The organism is Stenotrophomonas sp. GD03794 (assembly GCF_029842145.1).
Taxonomy (GTDB): domain Bacteria; phylum Pseudomonadota; class Gammaproteobacteria; order Xanthomonadales; family Xanthomonadaceae; genus Stenotrophomonas; species Stenotrophomonas riyadhensis.
The window spans coordinates 78,926-96,513 of record NZ_JAOCFV010000009.1; the positions used below are offsets into that span (position 1 = coordinate 78,926).

Sequence of the window (17,588 nt, forward strand, 5' to 3'; positions counted from 1 at the left end):
CACCCATGGAGACACTGGACCATATCCCTGATGTGGGACTTGAGCGCGAGATCGCCATGTTGTTTCTATCCGGCGAGAAGGACCGCGCGCTGCTCCGCCTGCAGGATGACCAGCTTGCGCAAACCCATCCCAGACTGGCATTCCAGCTGGCTCTGCTTCTGATCGAAATCGGCGACTGGAAACGAGCGAAGCAACAGCTTGATCGGGTAATCAGCCTTGAGCCGCGCTTTCTGCCAGCACTGCGACGTCGCGCAGCGCTGCTGGCCCGTGATGACGATCTCACCGCAGCAGAGGAAGACTTCCAGCGCATCGTGAAGATCGCGCCAGATGAAACGTCGGCTGTCGCCAACATCGGTGTTGTTCTGTTGCGGCGCGGCAACCACGCGGCTGCATTGCCTTGGCTGCAACGGGCTGCAACTCAGTCGCCTGCTGACACTCGCATCCAGCACAGCCTGGCCAACGCCCTCAGCGGAGCCGGTCAGCATGCCCTGGCACTGGATCTGTTCCAACGGCTTGCGCAGATTTCTCCCGGTAACATCGATCTGGCCGCAGACCAGGCCACGGCCCTGCTGCGCGGCGGTGATGCGGCGTCGGCCCACGCACGTTTTCTGACCCTTCTTTCAGAACATCCCTACGATCAGCGCTGCTGGGCCGGGCGCTATCTGTCCGCATGCGCCCTGAAGCTACCGGAAGCCCGCATGTTGATGGACTACCCGCTCCTGCTGCGGCGGATCAGGACTGATCTGGACACCGATGCGTTGATCAACGCAGTGCTGCAGTTGCCGTCATTGCGCTGGGAGCCTGCGGGCAAAACCACTCTTGGCGGCCTTCAAAGCGCGATGCTCGACCTGACACCGCCAAGTCCATTCCACGGGTTCGGCCAGCAGGTGAGCAACGCACTCCACGATCATCTGCTGCAGTTGCACGGCAGCCTGTTCGACGCCCCCACCGACGCCTGGCGACTGAGCCTGCCCTCACGATGGACGCTGCAGGCCTGGGCAACGGTGCTGCATGGCGATGGAGGACACCAGGATCCACACCTGCATCCTGCCGGACGCATCAGCGGGGTGCTTTACCTCGATGCCGGCAACTCTGCAGAGGGAGACGGCGATCTCGTGTTTGGCCACGCCCCCAGGGACATCGACACAGCAGGCGAACCGCATGCTCATCGTCATGTGGCCCGCAGCGGCGAAATGCTGATTTTTCCCTCCTGGTTCCTCCATCACACAACGCCTTACCACGGAACGCGGCCGCGCATCAGTCTGGCATTCGACCTGCTGCCAGCGTCTCCGTGAACAAATCCCCTCCATTCGCTGGAGCAATTCACATGGAACGTCGAATAGTTACGGAACGCCTCATTCTGCAGCCCCACTGCCGGGATGACCTCGATGAATGCACCAGCATGTGGTCAGACCCGGCGGTCCTGCGCATGATCCGCGACCACCCTTTCAGCCGGCACGAGACCTGGCTTCGCATACTGCGATATGCAGGCCACTGGGCAATGCTTGGATATGGCTACTGGACCATCCGTCATCGCAACGATGGAAGATTCTACGGAGAGCTCGGCTTCGCGCTTACCCTGCGTGACCTGCCTGGAGAGGCCGCCGGCCTGCCTGAGTTCGGCTGCACGTTGTCACGTCGTGGCTGGGGACGCGGCATCGCCCAGGAGGCCACTGCCGGCGTGCTGGAATGGATGGATCGCGTTGCTCGGATCGAAGCCACTTCAGCGATTACCGATCTCCGCAACCGATCGGCGCTGGCGTTGGCCAACGCCGTCGGCTACAGCATCGTCGAGGAAATGGATTTTGAAGGCAATCCATTCGCAGTGCTCACACGCACCTCCAGCCTCTCGACGCTCACTTCATGATGTAGTTCCGGCAACAGACGCCGGATGACGGGCAACGTCAGGCGTCGTGGCGACGATTGGCGCCATTGTGCCGCGAATAGAAATAGACCAGCGCATTGCGCTCGCCGGCCGTCACCCGTGCGACCTCGTGCCGCAACTTGCAGGTCGTAAGCAGCACCGTGCCGTAGGTCGCCGCATAGGCATGGCGCGCACCGGCATCGTCGTGGACGACGAAATCACCGCCTGCGAAATCGTGCCCCAACTGGATGATCATCGAGTAGTCATAGTCCGGATTGCTGGCAGCATCCAGATGCAGGCCGATGAAGGAACCCGCCGTCATGCGGTTCATCTGTGCCCGACGGATATGGAAGGCATCCTGTGACTGGAACAGTTCTGCAATCGCGTTCCGGCACTCCTCCCGGTTGAGAATGTCCAGGATCTGGTCTGCGTGCGGGCGATTGACCACCTGCGGAACCTCGCCTTGCCGATCAACCATGATGCGACGCACGTAGATGTCATGCGTGTCGCCCGCGTCGCCCTGCGTCACGGCTTCTTCAGGCAGCAATGACTGGAGCCTTTCAAGCTCCTTCAATGTCGAAGCATCAAACACAACGCCCATCGGGATCAACGTACTGCCGGTCGTTTTCAACTCATCCGCATAGCGGGAAAGTCGAGAGGCTTCCAATACCATACTCATGCAGCGTCCTCCTTTCGTTTGGGAAAGCAATCAATCAAGCCAGGGCAGAAAATTTCTCCAGGAATGCGCCGCGCTCATCGGGGTTCAGTACCGGTGCCCAGCCGATGCTGGCGCCACTGCTGGCATTGACAACCCGATTGCCAACCGCTGAGCGCACGACGCAACCGCTGGCCGCGCCCTCATGCAGGTACACGCCCACCACTGTACGGTGAGGCGCCAAGCCAAGGTCGCGATCGTCCAGATGGACCAGTTCCGGAACATCGAGCATCGGCTGCTGGACCCAGTCGCCAGCTCCAGATGTGCTCAACCGGCGCGCCAACAGGGCAGCGGCGGCGCTACCGGAGGGAACGACATCCTGCCCGCCGTAGCCGTACTTTTTCTTGAACACGATGTTGCTGTCGGATTCGTTCAATGCGGCTACATCGTCGACAGTGACGAAATGCGTGGGCACCACCCAGCGCTGTACTGCCTCCCATTCCATCGGCGTCAGTACCTGCCGGTAGCCCTCATCCCACAGCAATGCCAGCCATGCCTTGCTCATCAGCAGTTCGGCTTCAAGGCCATTGGAGAACCTCGCACCGCTGTCGAGGATGTCCAGGTACACATCGTGATCAGAAAGCACGTCGTCATAGGTAAAGCGACGATGGACCAGTGTCCTGCTCATATCCATGCCCGAGCGCCGCGCATCGCGCCAGCTACGTTCATCATGCACCGAAATGTCCAGTCCAGGCAGAGAACGCCGCAACCACTGCCGGCTGAGATCGCCACTGGGATAACCCATTGCCGAATGCGTGCTCCAGTCGAGCAGATGGAGGCTAAGGTAGCCCTCACGCACGATGCTTCGCGCGTACATGCTGGCAAGATTGTTTACCGGTACCGCCTGACTACCCTCTGCGTCCCAGCCAAGCACGTCGGCGAACGCTCGATAGTGTTCGAACAATTCGAAGCCACCCACCGCTGCGGAGAAATTGAGCTCGCATATCCGCATGCCATCTGCGCAAGGCAACAGATCGGCACGCATCACGCGATGTTGGCCGCTGCGAAGCTGCTCCCAGTCCACCAAGGGTGCCCATGCAGCGTCGACCCCCATCAGCTGCATAAGGTCACTACGCGCATGCCGACGCAATGCTTCGTCGACCACGCGCTGCAGGCCGGATGCAACCAGCTGCAAGCCGTCTACCAGTTGCTCGTAGTCGTTGCGATCAAACAACAACGGATGCGCGGAAAAGCGCATCCGAGGTGCGTTCAAGGCGATCCGGAAGGCCTCAAGGCGTCGCTGTATCTCTGCGTATGCCATGGTGCCGGGCAACGATTGGAAGGCCGGCAATGCCTGCTGATTGATTCCGTGGAACATCCCTGTCCTCGCCCGAGATCCGTGAAGGCATCCTGAACATTCAATCATCCAGCACTTGCTGTCAAGCGACGGGCAGCCGGCTATTGGCCGCAGGCTTTCAACTTCAGCCGTTCGGGATCAGCGTCTCGATCAGGTGCTCGACATAGGCTTCGAAATCCTCGCGCGCCTGCTTGGGCTGCTGCAGCTGCAGCGACAGCTGCAGGAAGCCGACATAGGCCGCGTAGGCCAGGCGCGCGCGATGCCGCGCGTCGGTCGAACTGAGCCCGGCCTGGCGGAACGAGGCGATCAGATAGTCGAGGCGGCGCTGCGATACGCGATCGATCACCGGTCGCACCATCGGGTGGTCCAGCGCCTTCAGCAGTTCGCTGTAGATGATGTGCGGCTGCACTTCATGCGCGACCATCTGGAACAGCTGGCGCAGGCGCACGCGCGGATCCGGCACGTCTTCCAGGCTGCCGAACACCTGTTCCTGTTCGAACAGTTCCCAGCGTTCCAACGCGGCCTGCAGCAGTGCGTCACGCGAGGGAAAATGCCAGTAGAAACTGCCCTTGGTCACGCCCAGCCGCCGTGCCAGCGGCTCCACCGCGACGGCGCCTACGCCTTGTTCAGCAATCAGGTCGAGGGCCGCCTGGGCCCAGTCTTCGGCACTCAGGCGGCTGTTGCGGCCGGCGCGCGGTTCGCCGGCGGAAGCGTCAGGTTGATTCATGCGCTGATTTAACCATACGCCGGGGTTCGTTGCAGTACGCGGTTGCTGTCGAAACCGTCAGAACCCGAGCCGGAAGGCCTGCCGCACCGCACCATACGATACAGTATTGACTTCCCATTCAAGCGATCCATACTAGCAAGTATGGTTACGTCCCCTACTCCCGCTGCGTTCCATGATCTGCGCCTGGATGCTGCCCATGGCGCGCGCCTGGCGGCGACCGCCAGCGACCACGGCCGGCGCGGCCGCGTCCTGTTCGCACATGGCTTCGGCCAGACCCGCCACGCTTGGATTGCCACCGCCCGCGCCCTGTCCGCAGCGGGCCTGCAGACCCTGGCTTACGACGCACGTGGCCACGGCGATTCGGACTGGAATGCCGCCGACCTGCCCTATCACGGCGAACAGTTCGCCGATGACCTGATCGTGCTGGCCGGTGAACAGCCGCGCCCGCCGGTGCTGGTCGCGGCATCGATGGGCGGCCTGTTCGGCCTGCTGGCCGAGTCGCGCTGGCCGGGCCTGTTCTCGGCGATGGTGCTGGTCGACATCACCCCGCGCTGGGATACCGCCGGTGTCGAACGCATCCTGGCCTTCATGACCGCCCACCCCGACGGCTTCGCCTCGCTGACCCAGGCCGCCGACGTGATCTCGGCCTACATGCCGCACCGCCCGCGCAAATCCGAGCAGTCGCTGCGTGCGTTGCTGCGCGAAGACGGCCACGGGCGTTGGCGCTGGCACTGGGACCCGCGCCTGGTGGCCGAGCTGGCCCGCGACAGCGAGCAGCACCAGGATGCACTGGCCGAGGCCGCACGCCAGGTCAAGTGCCCGCTGCTGCTGGTCAGCGGCGGCCGCAGTGACCTGGTCACGCCGCAGACCGTGGCCGAATTCCTGGCGTTGGCGCCGCACGCGCGCCATGTACAGCTGCCGCAGGCCACGCACATGGTCGCCGGCGATGACAACGACGCCTTTACCGCTACTGTGTTGGACTATCTGGACGTGTTGCCCGCAGCGGACGCTGCGGCTTCGTCCGCCACAAACGAGCACGTCACCGGAGCACGCTCATGAGCATCGTTCTTCCCTTCCTCGCCCTGCTGCTGGCAGGCGCGTTCGTCGCCTACCACCGCATGCGGCTGGTTACCTGGACGCTGATCAGCGTGGCCCTGCTGGCCGCCTGCTGGTTCATTCCCTACGTCAACCAGACCGCTACGATCGTCGCGGCCGCCGTGCTGGCGGTGATCGCCGTGCCGCTGCTGCTGCCGTTCATCCGCAAGCCGCTGCTGACCGGCCCGATGATGAAGGTGTTCCGCAAGGTGCTGCCGCCGCTGTCGCAGACCGAGCGCATCGCGCTGGAAACCGGCTCGGTGGGTTTCGAGGGCGAACTGTTCACTGGTGATCCGGACTGGAACATCCTGCTGAACTATCCCAAGCCGCAGCTGACCGCCGAGGAACAGGCCTTCCTGGATGGCCCGGTGGAAGAACTATGCACCATGGTCAACGACTGGGAAATCACCCACGTCCACGCCGACCTGCCGCCGGAGCTGTGGGCCTTCATCAAGAAGAACAAGTTCTTCGGCATGATCATTCCGAAGGAATACGGCGGTCTGGGCTTCTCCGCGCTGGCCCACCACAAGGTCATCCAGAAGCTGGCGTCGGTGTCGTCGGTGGTCAGCTCCACGGTCGGCGTGCCGAACTCGCTGGGCCCGGGTGAACTGCTGGTGCATTACGGCACCCAGGAACAGAAGGACCAGTACCTGCCGCGCCTGGCCGATGGCCGCGAAGTGCCCTGCTTCGGCCTGACCGGTCCGTTCGCCGGCTCCGACGCCACCTCGATTCCGGATTACGGCATCGTCTGCAAGGGCGAATGGAACGGCGAGCAGGTGCTCGGCGTCAAGCTGACCTTCGACAAGCGCTACATCACCTTGGCCCCGGTCGCTTCGCTGATCGGCCTGGCCTTCCGCATGTACGACCCGGATGGCCTGATCGGCGATACCCGCGACATCGGCATCACCCTGGGCCTGCTGCCGCGCGACACCGCCGGCGTTGAAATCGGCCGTCGCCACTTCCCGCTGAACTCGACGTTCCAGAACGGCCCGATCCGCGGCAAGGACGTGTTCATTCCGCTGACCCAGCTGATCGGTGGCGCCGCCATGGCCGGCAAGGGCTGGAACATGCTCAACGAGTGCCTGGCCGTGGGCCGCTCGATCACCCTGCCGTCCACCGCCAGCGGCGGTGCCAAGGCCGGTGCCGCGGTGACCGGCGCCTATGCGCGCATCCGCAAGCAGTTCGGCCTGTCGGTCGGCCGCTTCGAAGGCGTGGAAGAAGCGCTGGCCCGCATCGGCGGCAAGGCGTACAAGATCAGCGCACTGTCGCAGGCCACCGCCGCCGCGGTTGACCGTGGTGACGTGCCGTCGGTGCCGTCGGCGATCGCCAAGTACCACTGCACCAACATGAGCCGCGAAGTGATCTCGGACATGATGGACGTGATCGGCGGCAAGGGCATCATCCTGGGGCCGCGCAACTTCGCCGGACGCAGCTGGCAGGCCGCGCCGATCGCGATCACCGTGGAAGGCGCCAACATCATGACCCGCAGCCTGCTGATCTTCGGCCAGGGTGCGATCCTCTGCCACCCGTGGGTGCTGAAGGAGATGAAGGCCGCGCAGGATCCGGATACCCGTGCCGGCCTGCAGGAGTTCGACCGCAGCCTGTTCGGCCACATCCGCTATGGCCTCTCCAACGCCGTGCGTTCGTTCTGGTTCGGCCTGACCGGTGCGCGCTTCGGTGCTGCCCCGGGTGACGCCTACACCCGCCGCTACTTCCGCAAGCTGGATCGTTACTCGGCCAACCTGGCGCTGATGGCCGACATCTCGATGATGACCCTCGGTGGCAAGCTGAAGTTCAAGGAATCGCTGTCCGGCCGCCTGGGCGACGTGCTGAGCCACGTCTACATGACCAGCGCCATGCTCAAGCGCTACCACGACGAAGGCGCACCGCAGGCCGACCAGCCGCTGCTGGCTTGGGCCTTCCATGACAGCGTGCACAAGATCGAGGAATCGCTGTCGGCCGCGCTGCGCAACTTCCCGATCCGTCCGATCGGTTGGCTGATGTGGGCGCTGATCTTCCCGCTGGGCCGTCGCGCCGAGGCCCCGGGCGACCGCCTGAGCCGTCGCGTCGCCGCTCTGCTGATGGCGCCGAACGAAGCCCGCGACCGTCTGGCCAGTGGCGTGTTCCTGACCCCGTGCGAGAACAACCCGGGCGGCCGCATCAACAGCTACCTGAGCAAGGCGATCATGGCCGAGCCGGTGGAGCGCAAGTTCCTGAAGGCGCTGAAGAGCAAGGGCATCGAAGCACTGGATTTCAAGGCGCAGCTGGACGAAGCCGTGGCCGAAGGCGTGATCACCCAGGACGAGCGCAGCCTGCTGGAAGAACTGCGTACGCTGACCCTGGACACCATCACCGTGGACGACTTCGACACCCACGAACTGCGCGCAGCCAGCTACTACGACCGCCAGCACAAGGACCCGCATTCGCAGGCGGCCTGATCGCCCGCGACACGCGTTGCCTCGACGGCGGGCTTCGGCCCGCCGTCGCTTTGTCCGCCGACCGGAATACCCCTCATGTCCACGCCCCTGCTCTCGCTCTACCACCGCCTGCAGCGCTGGCCTGCCGGCAACTGGCTGTTCTCACGCGCGGTGTGCTTCAAGGCGCCCTACTTCGCCAGCATCGCACCGCGCATCACGCGCCTGGAACACGGCCGCTGCGAAGGCACGCTGGCCGACCGCCGCAAGGTGCGCAACCACATCGGTACGGTGCACGCGATCGCGATGTGCAACCTGGCCGAACTGACCGCCGGGCTGATGGTCGATGCATCGCTGCCGAAGGGCATGCGCTGGATTCCAAAGGGGATGCAGGTGCAGTACCTGGCCAAGGCGCGTGGCACGTTGCAGGCGGTAGCGCTTCCGGCGCAGCCGATCGTGGCCGCTGCCGAGGGCTATGCGCTGCCGGTGACGGTGAGCGTGCGCGACCGTGCGGGCACGGAGGTGTTCAGCGCGGTGATCGACATGTGGATGTCGCCGGCGAAGTAGCGTTCCCGCGAACGGCGCAGCCCCTCGTGGGGTGGACGGTTGGTCACGGAAAGCCTGGGTTTGGCTGGGGGCGGTGGGTTCGTGGGGGACGCCGTGAACCCGTCCCTGGGGGCTTGGCCGCGGCATCCATGCCGCGGACACCCCCGCGAACCCACCGCCCCCAGCCTCTGACAGATCTCTGCGGCGTCCAGCCCACGGAAGAGAAAAAAGAAGAGCAACAGCAAAAGCGGCCCACCGGCCGCTTTTTGCTGTTGCTGTTGATCTTCTTTTTCTTCTCCGTGGGCTGGCCGCGCACGGAAACTGTCAGGGGTGTGGCGGGTGGGCCGTGCAGGGGCGTTGGCGCCATGGATGGCGCCATCGAGCTTACATGGACGTACTTGCAGCGTCCCCTGCACGGCCCGCCCGCCACACCGAACACATGACCCGCTCTACGCGACCATCCCACGAGGGGCTGCGCCGTTGGCTGGAAACTACGCCACCGCGCGAAACCCCAACGCCAGGATCGCCGGCAGCGCCTGGATCATGAAAATGCGACGGCTCACGCTGTACGCGCCATAGCACCCCGCCGCCACCACGCAGGCCAGCGAGAACGTCACCAGCACCGGCTGATCGATCACCAGCCCCACCACGATGCCCGCCGCCAGGAAGCCGTTGTACAGGCCCTGGTTGGCCGCCAGCACGCGCGTGGCCTCTGCCTTCTCCGGCGTGTTGCGGAAGGTCTTCAGGCCCAGCGGGCGGGTCCACAGGAACATCTCCAGCACCAGGAAATAGACGTGCAGCAGGGCGACCAGCAGGGTCAGGGCGAGTGCGATCCAGTACATGGCGGTTCCTTGGATGGATGGGGTGATGGGGTCAGAGCCCTCTCCGTGGAAGAGGGATCCGACCCCGCGCGGCTCAGCGGTCGCGCGGAAGCTTCTTTTCTTCGCGTAGCACACCGAATGCGGCGGCGGTCATGCACGCGGCAACCACCACGCCACCGATGAACACCACGTGTGAACCGAACAGCGACAAGCCCTTGTGCACCCACGCAAAGCTCAGGTCCGCGCCGCGGTACACCACGGTATCGATGGCCGCACCGGCCTTGTAGCGCCACTGCCGGTCCACGCGGGTATAGATGGTTTCGCGTGCCGGCTTGGCCAATGCGAACTCGCTGGCGCGGGTCATCACCTGCACCACTGCGACCATCAACGGCATGGGTGAAGCGGCAAGCACCGAGAAGCCGATCAGGATCGCAAAGCCAGGGATCAACAGGGCCGGCGCGATGCCGTGACGCGACAGCAGCCAGCGGGTCAGGCCGAGCTGCATCAGCAGCGCCAGTGCGTTCACCGCCAGGTCGATACGCGAGAAGAAGGCCGTGGCAGCGCCTGCATCGTTGAACGCCGCACGCACGATGCTGGCCTGCTGGTTGTACAACAGGGTGCCCACGCCCACACCGAACACCACCATGATCGCCAGCCAGCGCAGCAACGGCTCACGCACGATCAGTTTCAAGCCGTCCAGCACGCTGCCACCCATCGGCTGCTCGCCGGATACCAACTGCTGCTCCTGCTCGCGCAGCACCGCCCAGTGCCGTAGCCGCCAGATGCTCAACAGGCAGATGGCGAGGAATCCGGCCGAAACCAGCATCAGGTTGGCGATGCCCACGCGCTGTACCAGCGCACCGGTGATGATCGGACCGAGAAAAGCACCGATGGTGCCGGCCGCGCCGATGTAACCGTAGAAAGCACGTGCCTGCGCGTTGGAAAACACATCGGCCATGAAGCTCCAGAACACCGCCACCGCGAACAGGTTGAAGACGGTGATCCAGAAAAAGAACGCCATGCCGCGGCCCGGCACACCGCTGTCGAACAGTATGTAGAAACCCAGCAAGGTGACGATGAAGAACCCATACACCGCCGGCAGGAACACCTGCCGCGGGAAGCGGCTGACCAGCCAGCCGTACACCGGCTGCAGCACCAGCATGATCACGAACACGCAGGAGAACAGGAATTGCAGCACGAAGTCCTTGAGCGCGATGCCATGGCTGGCGAACCAGGCAATGAGCATCGGCGGGAACACCGTTTCCAGGTCGGCCGAGGCGGCCATCGCCTCCCGCACCGGGCGCAGCACGTAGTAGCCGCTGAGCAGGCAGAAGAAATACAGGAACGACCACCACAACGCCGGCGACTCGCGCAGCGCCACCATCAGGCCCCGCAGCGGCCCCCTGCCCTGCACCGCACTCACGCGGCGTCCCTCGCCAGAAGACGGCGGTTGGACAGCGGCATGGCAGGCTCCGGGGGCGGTGAAGCGCGTACGTTAGCCAATGCACTGCAACATCGCCAGCAGGAGGCCGTTTGAAGGCTGCAACGCAGTGTCATGAGGAGTCCGGATGACACGTTCCGATACACGCCTTGAGAGCGTCAAAATTCCAACTTTTTCAACGAGATGCGCATTCATCTTCGCTTTGTTTGTGCACAAGGGAAAAGCGGCGCTAGAATCGCCATCAGCAGTCGCGCACGGGTCCAACCGATGAAAAAGAACAGCCTGCGTCGTCCGATCCGTTCGGCGGCCACCGGTTTGCTGGGCATGTTGATGCCCGTTGCCTTGTCCACCACCGCGCAGACACCGCCGGCATTGCCGCCGATGCCGACCAACATCGAATCCGCTACGGCTCCCACCGTCGCCCACACCCAGCCAGCCGCCTACCGCACCGGCCTGGTGCCGCAGGTGCAGGCCCCGGCGGCTGGCTTCAACGTCGCCAACATCGAATCAATGGCGCAGCAGCTCACCTATGGTGAGCGCGTGCCCGGCATGGCGGTGGCGATCGTGCAGGGCGGCCGCGTGCTCAGTGCGCGCGGCTATGGCGTCACCGACGTCAACAACCCGCTGCCGGTCGATGCCCACACCGTGTTCCGCCTGGCGTCGCTGTCCAAGGCCTTCGCCGGCACCATGGCCGGCCTGCTGGTCAACGACGGCACCCTGCGCTGGGACAGCAAGGTCACCGACTACGTGCCCGGCTTCCGCCTCAACTCGCCCGAAGCCACCGATCGCCTGACCGTGGCCGACGTGCTCAGCCATCGCGTCGGCCTGCCCTACAACGCCTACGACCGCGACATCGAAGGCAATGCCGAGTACTACTCGCTGACCCAGAAGCTGGCCAACACCAGCCTGAAGTGCCTGCCGGGCGACTGCTACGCCTACCAGAACGTGGCCTTCAGCCTGATCGGCGACGTCGTCTATGCCGCCTCCGGCAGCTTCTACGAGCAGTCGGTCGAGCGCCGCATCTTCAAGCCGCTGGGCATGAACGACGCCAGCCTCGGCCTGGCCGGCATCCAGGCCAGCTCGCGCTGGGCGCGCCCGCACGTGCGCAGCCGCAACGGCTGGGTGTCGCTGACACCGAAGCCGACCTACTACCGTGTTGCCCCGGCAGCCGGCGTCAACGCCAGCGCCAGCGACATGGCGCAGTGGCTGCTGGCCCACACCGGCCATCGCCCCGATGTGCTGCCGGCACCGTTGCTGGCCACCCTGCACTCCAGCCTGATCAACACCCCCGGCGAGATGCGTTCGGGCTGGCGCCGCGAGCGCCTGCACTCGGCCGGCTACGCCCTGGGCTGGCGCACCTTCGATTACGCCGGTCACGACGTGGTGTTCCATGCCGGTGCCGTGCAGGGCTACCGCGGCCTGGTCGCGCTGGTACCGGAACGCGATCTCGGCATCGCCATCATGTGGAACGGCGAAAGCGGCCTGCCCAGCGGCCTGCTGCCGACCGTGCTCGATTCCGCCCTGGGCCTGCCGACGCAGCGCTGGCTGGACGTGGACACCGACTTCGGCAGCGACAACCTGATGGCCGAGGGCGCGGGTCCCGCGCAGCAGGACAAGCGCAAGGGCAAGGGTGCCTCGGGCAATCGCGCGGTGGCTTCGCCGCGCTGATCTGTCGGACTCGACCGTGTGTGCGAAGGGCGGCCTGCGGGTCGCCCTTTTTGTTGGCTCTTGTAGAGTCGAGCCGTGCCCGACTGTTCGGGCAAAGCCGTCGAGCATGGCTCGCCTCTACAAACGGAAGGCTAATGCGCGAAGTAGTGCATGCCGCCATCCACCGGAATCACCGCGCCGGTAATGTAGGCGGCCAAGGGCGAGGCCAGGAAGGCCACCAGCGGCGCCACCTCCTCCGGATCACCAAAACGCCCGATCGGAATGTTGCGTTCGATGAACTCACGCCGGCTTTCCTCGGTGGGATGCAGGCGCTCCCGGATCTGTGCGCTGTTGATCCGTCCCGGCGCGATTGCATTGACCGTGATGCCCTGTGAGGCCAGCGCCGACGACAGCCCTTTGCTCCACAGATGCAACGCCGCCTTCGCCGCCGTGGCGGCATTCACCGCGCGCGGTTCCATTGAACCGCTGAGGTTGATCACCCGCCCCCAGCCCTGCGCCTGCATCGCCGGCAGCAGTGCCTGGGTCAGGCGCCGCGCCGAAGAGAAGTTCAAGGCCATGGCTTCCTCCCAGACATCGTCCCCCGCATCCACCGTGGTCGGCCGGCCTCCTCCAGCCGCATTGACGAGGATGTCGACACGCGTCAGTGCCGCCGAGGCTGCATCCGCAATGTGGCGTACCTGCTCCGCATCGGTGAGGTCGCCCAGCAGGACGATCGGTGCCGGCGCGCCTGCAGATTCGATCTCCGCCGCCAGTGCCTGCAGCGGCTCGATGCGGCGGGCGCTGATCGCGATGCGTGCGCCCTGTGCCGCCAGCAGCCTGGCCACACCGGCACCGATGCCACTGCCCGCCCCGGTGACCAGCGCGGTACGCCCTTCAAGCCCCAGATCCATGTTGTTCTCCCAATCAGCCAGCCGGCACATCCGGCGCGTGCTGTGCATGCTGTTTGATCACCCCTGATTGATAAACTCCGCGCAGGTTTCAGCATTCAACACCCGGAGTGTCAGATGAACCTGCTGGAAAGCATGCAGGTCTACGTGCTGATCGTGGACAAAGGCAGTCTCAGTGCCGCCGCTACGGCACTGGATATCTCCGCGACGATGGCCGGCAAGCACCTGCGTGCACTGGAAGCACGCCTGGGCATGCAGCTGCTGAGCCGAACCACGCGGCGCCAGCATATGACGCCCTTCGGCGAGGACTACTACGCCCGTTGCAGGGAGATCCTGCGTCTGGTGGACGAAACCGATGCCCAGGCCCAGCATCAGCAGTTGGCACCGGCAGGCACGCTGCGCATCAGCGCACCGGTGATCTTCGGCACGCATGCGCTGGTGCCAGCACTGGCCGACTACATGGCGCGCCACCCTGGCGTCCGGGTCGAAGCGACGCTGACCGACCGCGTCGTCGACCTCGCCGAAGAAGGATTCGAAGCGGCGCTGCGCATCGGCACGCTGGCCGACAGCAGCACGCTGGTCGCGCGCGCACTCGCGCCCTACCGGCTGATGATGTGCGCCTCCCCCGGGTACCTCGCCCGGCATGGCACGCCCACCAACCTGCAGGCACTTGCCCGGCACCAGTGCCTGTCCTTCGAACCGACGGCACTCGCGCAGTGGCTGCAGGCCGACGCTGGCGAACTCGTCCGTACGCCCGACGGCCGGCTGCAGGTCAACAATGGTGAGGCGCTGCGCTTGGCCGCATTGCATGGCATGGGCATCGTCCTGCAATCGGCATTGCTGCTGTCCGCGGATGTCGAGGCAGGTCGGCTGGTGCCGCTGTTCCCCGAACATGGCCAGGCCGGTCGACCGATGCACCTGGTCTACGCCCACGACCGCTACCGCTCGACCCGCCTGCGCAGCTTCATCGACTTCCTGGTGGAACGTTTCCCACCAGCGCCGCAGCGCTAGCGTCGACCGCCAGAAAAGCAGTCGAGCATGGCTCGACCCTACAAACGGCCCCATAAAAAAACCCCCTCCCCGCTGGGCAGCCGGGGAAGGGGGTTTCAGGATGCGGCTATCGGGAAGTACTTAGATCAGCGGCGCCGGGGTGGCCGGCAGAGCGACCGGAGCGGCCTTCTTCTTGCGGGCGGCCGGCTTGCGCTTGGCAACCTTCTTCGCTGCCTTCTTCGGGGCAGCCTTCTTGGTGGCCTTCTTCGCGGTCTTCTTCACTGCCTTCTTGGCGGTCTTCTTGACGGCCTTCTTGGCAGTGGCCTTCTTCGCGACCTTCTTGGCCGGCTTGCGGGCCGTTGCCTTCTTGGCAGTCTTCTTGGCAGTCTTCTTGGCTACCTTCTTGACGGCCTTCTTCGCGGTCTTCTTGACGGCCTTCTTGGCGGTGGACTTCTTGGCTACCTTCTTCGCCGCCTTCTTCACTGCCTTCTTCGCAGTGGTCTTCTTGGCGACCTTCTTCGCAGCCTTCTTCACTGCCTTCTTGGCGGTCGCCTTCTTCGCGACCTTCTTCACTGCCTTCTTGGCAGCGGCCTTCTTCGCGACCTTCTTCACCGCTTTCTTGGCGGCGGGCTTCTTCTTCGCAGCTTTCTTGGTTGCCATGGGATGGCTCCTCGTCAGTGATAGGGAGTTGAAACGCCCAGGTGGATCAAACCCGCGGATGCTGCGTGCGGGGACCGCCGGCGCGTCAGGCGCGCCGTTACGGATGCGGCAATGCCCGCCTCGATCGGCGGAGCGGGCATCGGAACGGGAGTTGCCTTGCATTTCTCCGGGGGAAGCGGGGCCATGTCCACCGTCATCTGGGTCGCGGTGGTCTTGAAGGGGCTGCTTCGCATCGGACGATTGATTCTGCGCACTCGGTTGGGCAGGCAAGGTCTGCTGAGGCGAAACCTAATCACGGTTTTTTTTACTGTCAACAACCCCCGCGAAAAATTTTCACATCCGCGCCATCCACGGTGCCGCCTGCACGGTCACCACACCGCGCCTGCAACGACCATCAACGCGCCACGCACGCACGTTGACCGCAACCACAGCAACGCAGAAGTTGAACAAAAAGCACTTGAAATAAGCACTCCGCGCAGACGCACACGCGCTGGGCACCGTTGCACGCATGCAGCGCCGGCAGCCGTCGCCGCCAGCACCAACGCCAGCACAACGGCACCGCAACGGGGGGCGAAAAGTTTTCACATCCGGACGCGTCGGCGCGGGGTGGAAACGCGGATTTGCGCAAAACTGCGCGCACCCCTCGGTGCCGTTCGCGGGTCTGCTGATGCCGCATCGAGGGTGCGGAGCGAACCCCGCGTCATGAGTCCGATGCACTCGCCAAAACAAAAACGGCCACCCGAAGGTGGCCGTGTCCGAACCAGGAAGCGGCGACTCAGTGGTCGTCGTTCTCCAGGGCTTCGGCGTACGCGTCCGGGTCCAGCAGTTCGTTGACCTCTTCGGCGTTGGTCAGTTCAACCACGAACATCCAGCCTTCGCCGTAGGCATCTTCGTTGATGGTTTCTGGCTTGTCGGACAGGGCCGAGTTGACCTCGACCACCTTGCCGCTGATCGGGCTGTAGACGTCCGAGGCGGCCTTCACCGACTCGACGACGGCGATCTGTTCGCCGGCCTTGGCGTCGGCGCCGACTTCCGGCAGTTCGACGTAGACCAGGTCACCCAGCAGGCCCTGGGCGTGGTCGGAAATACCGACGGTGACGCGGCCATTGCCTTCGACACGGGCCCACTCATGGGACTTGAGGAACTTGAGGTCGCCGGGGATCTCGCTCATGGGACTGCTCCAGAGATATGCAGGGGGTGGAAAAAACGGGGCTAGTGTAACCAACCGGCCGCCACTGCTGTCAGTGACGACCGGCATGTTCGGATCAGGCGTCGGCCAACACGCCGGGCTGGGCCTGGCCTTCGCGCACGAACGGGAACTTGACCACGCGCACCGGCACCTGCCGGCCGCGGATGTCGACGGTGACCTCGCCAAGCTCACCGGCCGGCACGCGGGCGAAGGCGATGCCCTTGGCCAGGGTCGGCGAGAAGGTGCCGGACAGGATCTCGCCCTGGCCGCTCGCGGTGGTCACCGCCTGGCCGTGGCGCAGCACGCCCTTCTCGTCCATCACCAGGCCGATCATCTGGCGTGCGGTGCCAGCGGCCTTCTGCGCTTCCAGCACGTCGCGGCCGATGAAGTCGCGGCCTTCGTCCAGCGACACGGTCCAGGCCAGTGCCGCTTCGTACGGGCTGATCTCTTCGTCCATGTCCTGGCCGTACAGGTTCATGCCAGCTTCGAGGCGCAAGGTGTCGCGCGCGCCGAGGCCGGCCGGCTTCACGCCTGCCGCCAGCAGGCGGTTCCAGAACGCGACCACGGCATCCTGCGGCAGCAGGATCTCGAAACCGTCCTCACCGGTGTACCCGGTGCGAGCGACAAACAGCTCGACAGCGTCGTCCGACTGCACCTGCAGGGCGGCGAAACGGCCCAGCTTGGCCAGCGTTGCGCGATCGCTTTCGCGGGCCAGGCCGATGACGATGTCGCGTGCCTGCGGGCCCTGCACGGCGAGGATGGCCAGGTCCGGGCGCTGTTCGACCGAAACGCCGAACGGCGCAGCCTGCTCACGCAGCCAGGCCAGGTCCTTCTCGCGGGTGGAGGCATTGACCACCATGCGGAAGAAATCGTCGCCCAGGTAGTAGACGATCAGGTCATCGATGACGCCGCCGCGCGGATTCAGCATGCACGAATACAGTGCCTTGCCGGTCACCTTCAGCTTGTCGACCGAGTTGGCCAGCAGGTGGCGCAGGAACGGCTTGACCTGGTCACCGTGCAGGTCGACCACGGTCATGTGGCTGACGTCGAATACACCGGACTCGCGACGCACCAGGTGGTGCTCGTCGAGCTGCGAGCCGTAGTGGATGGGCATGTCCCAACCCCCGAAATCGACCATCTTGGCGCCAAGGGCGCGGTGGGTATCGTTGAGCAGCGTCTTCTGGGTCATGACCGGGTCCGGCAGCAGAGGAAACAAGAATCCCCATTATCCCAGATCGGTCGCCCGCAGGCGTGCCGCCGCGCAGCGGGCGAGC

At 64.7% G+C, this 17,588-nt stretch carries 16 protein-coding genes; 7 read left to right on the forward strand and 9 right to left on the reverse strand.

Features of this window, described 5'->3' with window-relative positions:
• Nucleotides 1–5: 5 nt before the first annotated feature.
• Together N5D91_RS07570 and N5D91_RS07575 are read left to right on the forward strand one after the other, a co-directional pair.
• Entirely contained in the window at nt 6–1,295 is a 1,290-nt protein-coding gene (locus N5D91_RS07570; protein ID WP_180855004.1) for a putative 2OG-Fe(II) oxygenase, read from the forward strand.
• A 32-nt stretch (nt 1,296–1,327) separates the two neighbouring features.
• Nucleotides 1,328–1,867 carry a GNAT family N-acetyltransferase gene (locus N5D91_RS07575; protein WP_110713226.1) on the forward strand — a complete coding sequence of 180 codons (540 nt, stop codon included), beginning with the start codon at nt 1,328–1,330 and terminating at the stop codon, nt 1,865–1,867.
• A gap of 37 nt (nt 1,868–1,904) precedes the next feature.
• Here the strand turns inward: N5D91_RS07575 and N5D91_RS07580 are convergent, their stop codons facing one another.
• The 3 genes from N5D91_RS07580 to N5D91_RS07590 all read right to left on the reverse strand — a co-directional run bounded on the left by N5D91_RS07580 (nt 1,905) and on the right by N5D91_RS07590 (nt 4,603).
• Complete coding sequence (locus tag N5D91_RS07580; protein ID WP_279908430.1) at nt 1,905–2,543, reverse strand: 2OG-Fe(II) oxygenase; 639 nt, start codon at nt 2,541–2,543, stop codon at nt 1,905–1,907.
• A 34-nt stretch (nt 2,544–2,577) separates the two neighbouring features.
• The gene (locus tag N5D91_RS07585; RefSeq protein WP_110713229.1) at nt 2,578–3,897 is read right to left on the reverse strand and encodes a hypothetical protein; all 1,320 of its coding nucleotides are present in this window, start codon (nt 3,895–3,897) and stop codon (nt 2,578–2,580) included.
• A gap of 103 nt (nt 3,898–4,000) precedes the next feature.
• Nucleotides 4,001–4,603 (reverse strand): TetR/AcrR family transcriptional regulator, encoded by a 603-nt coding sequence (locus tag N5D91_RS07590; RefSeq protein ID WP_006464233.1) that lies wholly within the window; start codon nt 4,601–4,603, stop codon nt 4,001–4,003.
• Nucleotides 4,604–4,744: 141 nt separating this feature from the next.
• Between N5D91_RS07590 and N5D91_RS07595 the strand changes: the two genes are divergently transcribed.
• The 3 genes from N5D91_RS07595 (at nt 4,745) to N5D91_RS07605 (ending at nt 8,679) form a co-directional block, all read left to right on the forward strand.
• Nucleotides 4,745–5,662, forward strand: coding sequence for an alpha/beta hydrolase (locus N5D91_RS07595; protein ID WP_088026830.1), 918 nt, complete (start codon nt 4,745–4,747; stop codon nt 5,660–5,662).
• Nucleotides 5,659–8,136 carry an acyl-CoA dehydrogenase gene (locus N5D91_RS07600; RefSeq protein ID WP_180847638.1) on the forward strand — a complete coding sequence of 826 codons (2,478 nt, stop codon included), beginning with the start codon at nt 5,659–5,661 and terminating at the stop codon, nt 8,134–8,136. Before N5D91_RS07595 ends, N5D91_RS07600 begins: the two co-directional genes overlap by 4 nt.
• A gap of 75 nt (nt 8,137–8,211) precedes the next feature.
• The gene (locus N5D91_RS07605; protein WP_110713234.1) at nt 8,212–8,679 is read left to right on the forward strand and encodes a hotdog fold domain-containing protein; all 468 of its coding nucleotides are present in this window, start codon (nt 8,212–8,214) and stop codon (nt 8,677–8,679) included.
• A gap of 470 nt (nt 8,680–9,149) precedes the next feature.
• On the opposite strand, the gene N5D91_RS07610 is transcribed toward N5D91_RS07605, so the two are convergent.
• Together N5D91_RS07610 and N5D91_RS07615 are read right to left on the reverse strand one after the other, a co-directional pair.
• Nucleotides 9,150–9,500, reverse strand: coding sequence for a DUF1304 domain-containing protein (locus N5D91_RS07610; protein WP_180855005.1), 351 nt, complete (start codon nt 9,498–9,500; stop codon nt 9,150–9,152).
• Between the two features lie 73 nt (nt 9,501–9,573).
• The gene (locus tag N5D91_RS07615; protein ID WP_180855010.1) at nt 9,574–10,863 is read right to left on the reverse strand and encodes an MFS transporter; all 1,290 of its coding nucleotides are present in this window, start codon (nt 10,861–10,863) and stop codon (nt 9,574–9,576) included.
• 324 nt (nt 10,864–11,187) lie between these two features.
• Here N5D91_RS07615 and N5D91_RS07620 point away from each other — a divergent pair, with 324 nt between their 5' ends.
• Nucleotides 11,188–12,588, forward strand: a complete 1,401-nt coding sequence (locus N5D91_RS07620; protein WP_153855734.1) for a serine hydrolase domain-containing protein — start codon at nt 11,188–11,190, stop codon at nt 12,586–12,588.
• Between the two features lie 131 nt (nt 12,589–12,719).
• Here the strand turns inward: N5D91_RS07620 and N5D91_RS07625 are convergent, their stop codons facing one another.
• Complete coding sequence (locus N5D91_RS07625; RefSeq protein ID WP_110714366.1) at nt 12,720–13,478, reverse strand: SDR family oxidoreductase; 759 nt, start codon at nt 13,476–13,478, stop codon at nt 12,720–12,722.
• A 114-nt stretch (nt 13,479–13,592) separates the two neighbouring features.
• On the opposite strand from N5D91_RS07625, the gene N5D91_RS07630 reads away from it, so the two are divergent.
• The gene (locus N5D91_RS07630; protein WP_110713241.1) at nt 13,593–14,486 is read left to right on the forward strand and encodes a LysR family transcriptional regulator; all 894 of its coding nucleotides are present in this window, start codon (nt 13,593–13,595) and stop codon (nt 14,484–14,486) included.
• Nucleotides 14,487–14,606: 120 nt separating this feature from the next.
• Here the strand turns inward: N5D91_RS07630 and N5D91_RS07635 are convergent, their stop codons facing one another.
• From N5D91_RS07635 to gcvT, 3 genes are all read right to left on the reverse strand, one after another.
• On the reverse strand, nt 14,607–15,125 hold the full coding sequence (locus N5D91_RS07635; protein ID WP_279908807.1) for a hypothetical protein: 519 nt from the start codon (nt 15,123–15,125) through the stop codon (nt 14,607–14,609).
• 775 nt (nt 15,126–15,900) lie between these two features.
• The gene (gcvH, locus tag N5D91_RS07640) at nt 15,901–16,296 is read right to left on the reverse strand and encodes a glycine cleavage system protein GcvH (RefSeq protein WP_005410701.1); all 396 of its coding nucleotides are present in this window, start codon (nt 16,294–16,296) and stop codon (nt 15,901–15,903) included.
• Nucleotides 16,297–16,390: 94 nt separating this feature from the next.
• Nucleotides 16,391–17,503 carry a glycine cleavage system aminomethyltransferase GcvT gene (gene gcvT, locus N5D91_RS07645; protein WP_180855006.1) on the reverse strand — a complete coding sequence of 371 codons (1,113 nt, stop codon included), beginning with the start codon at nt 17,501–17,503 and terminating at the stop codon, nt 16,391–16,393.
• Between the last annotated feature and the right edge of the window lie 85 nt (nt 17,504–17,588).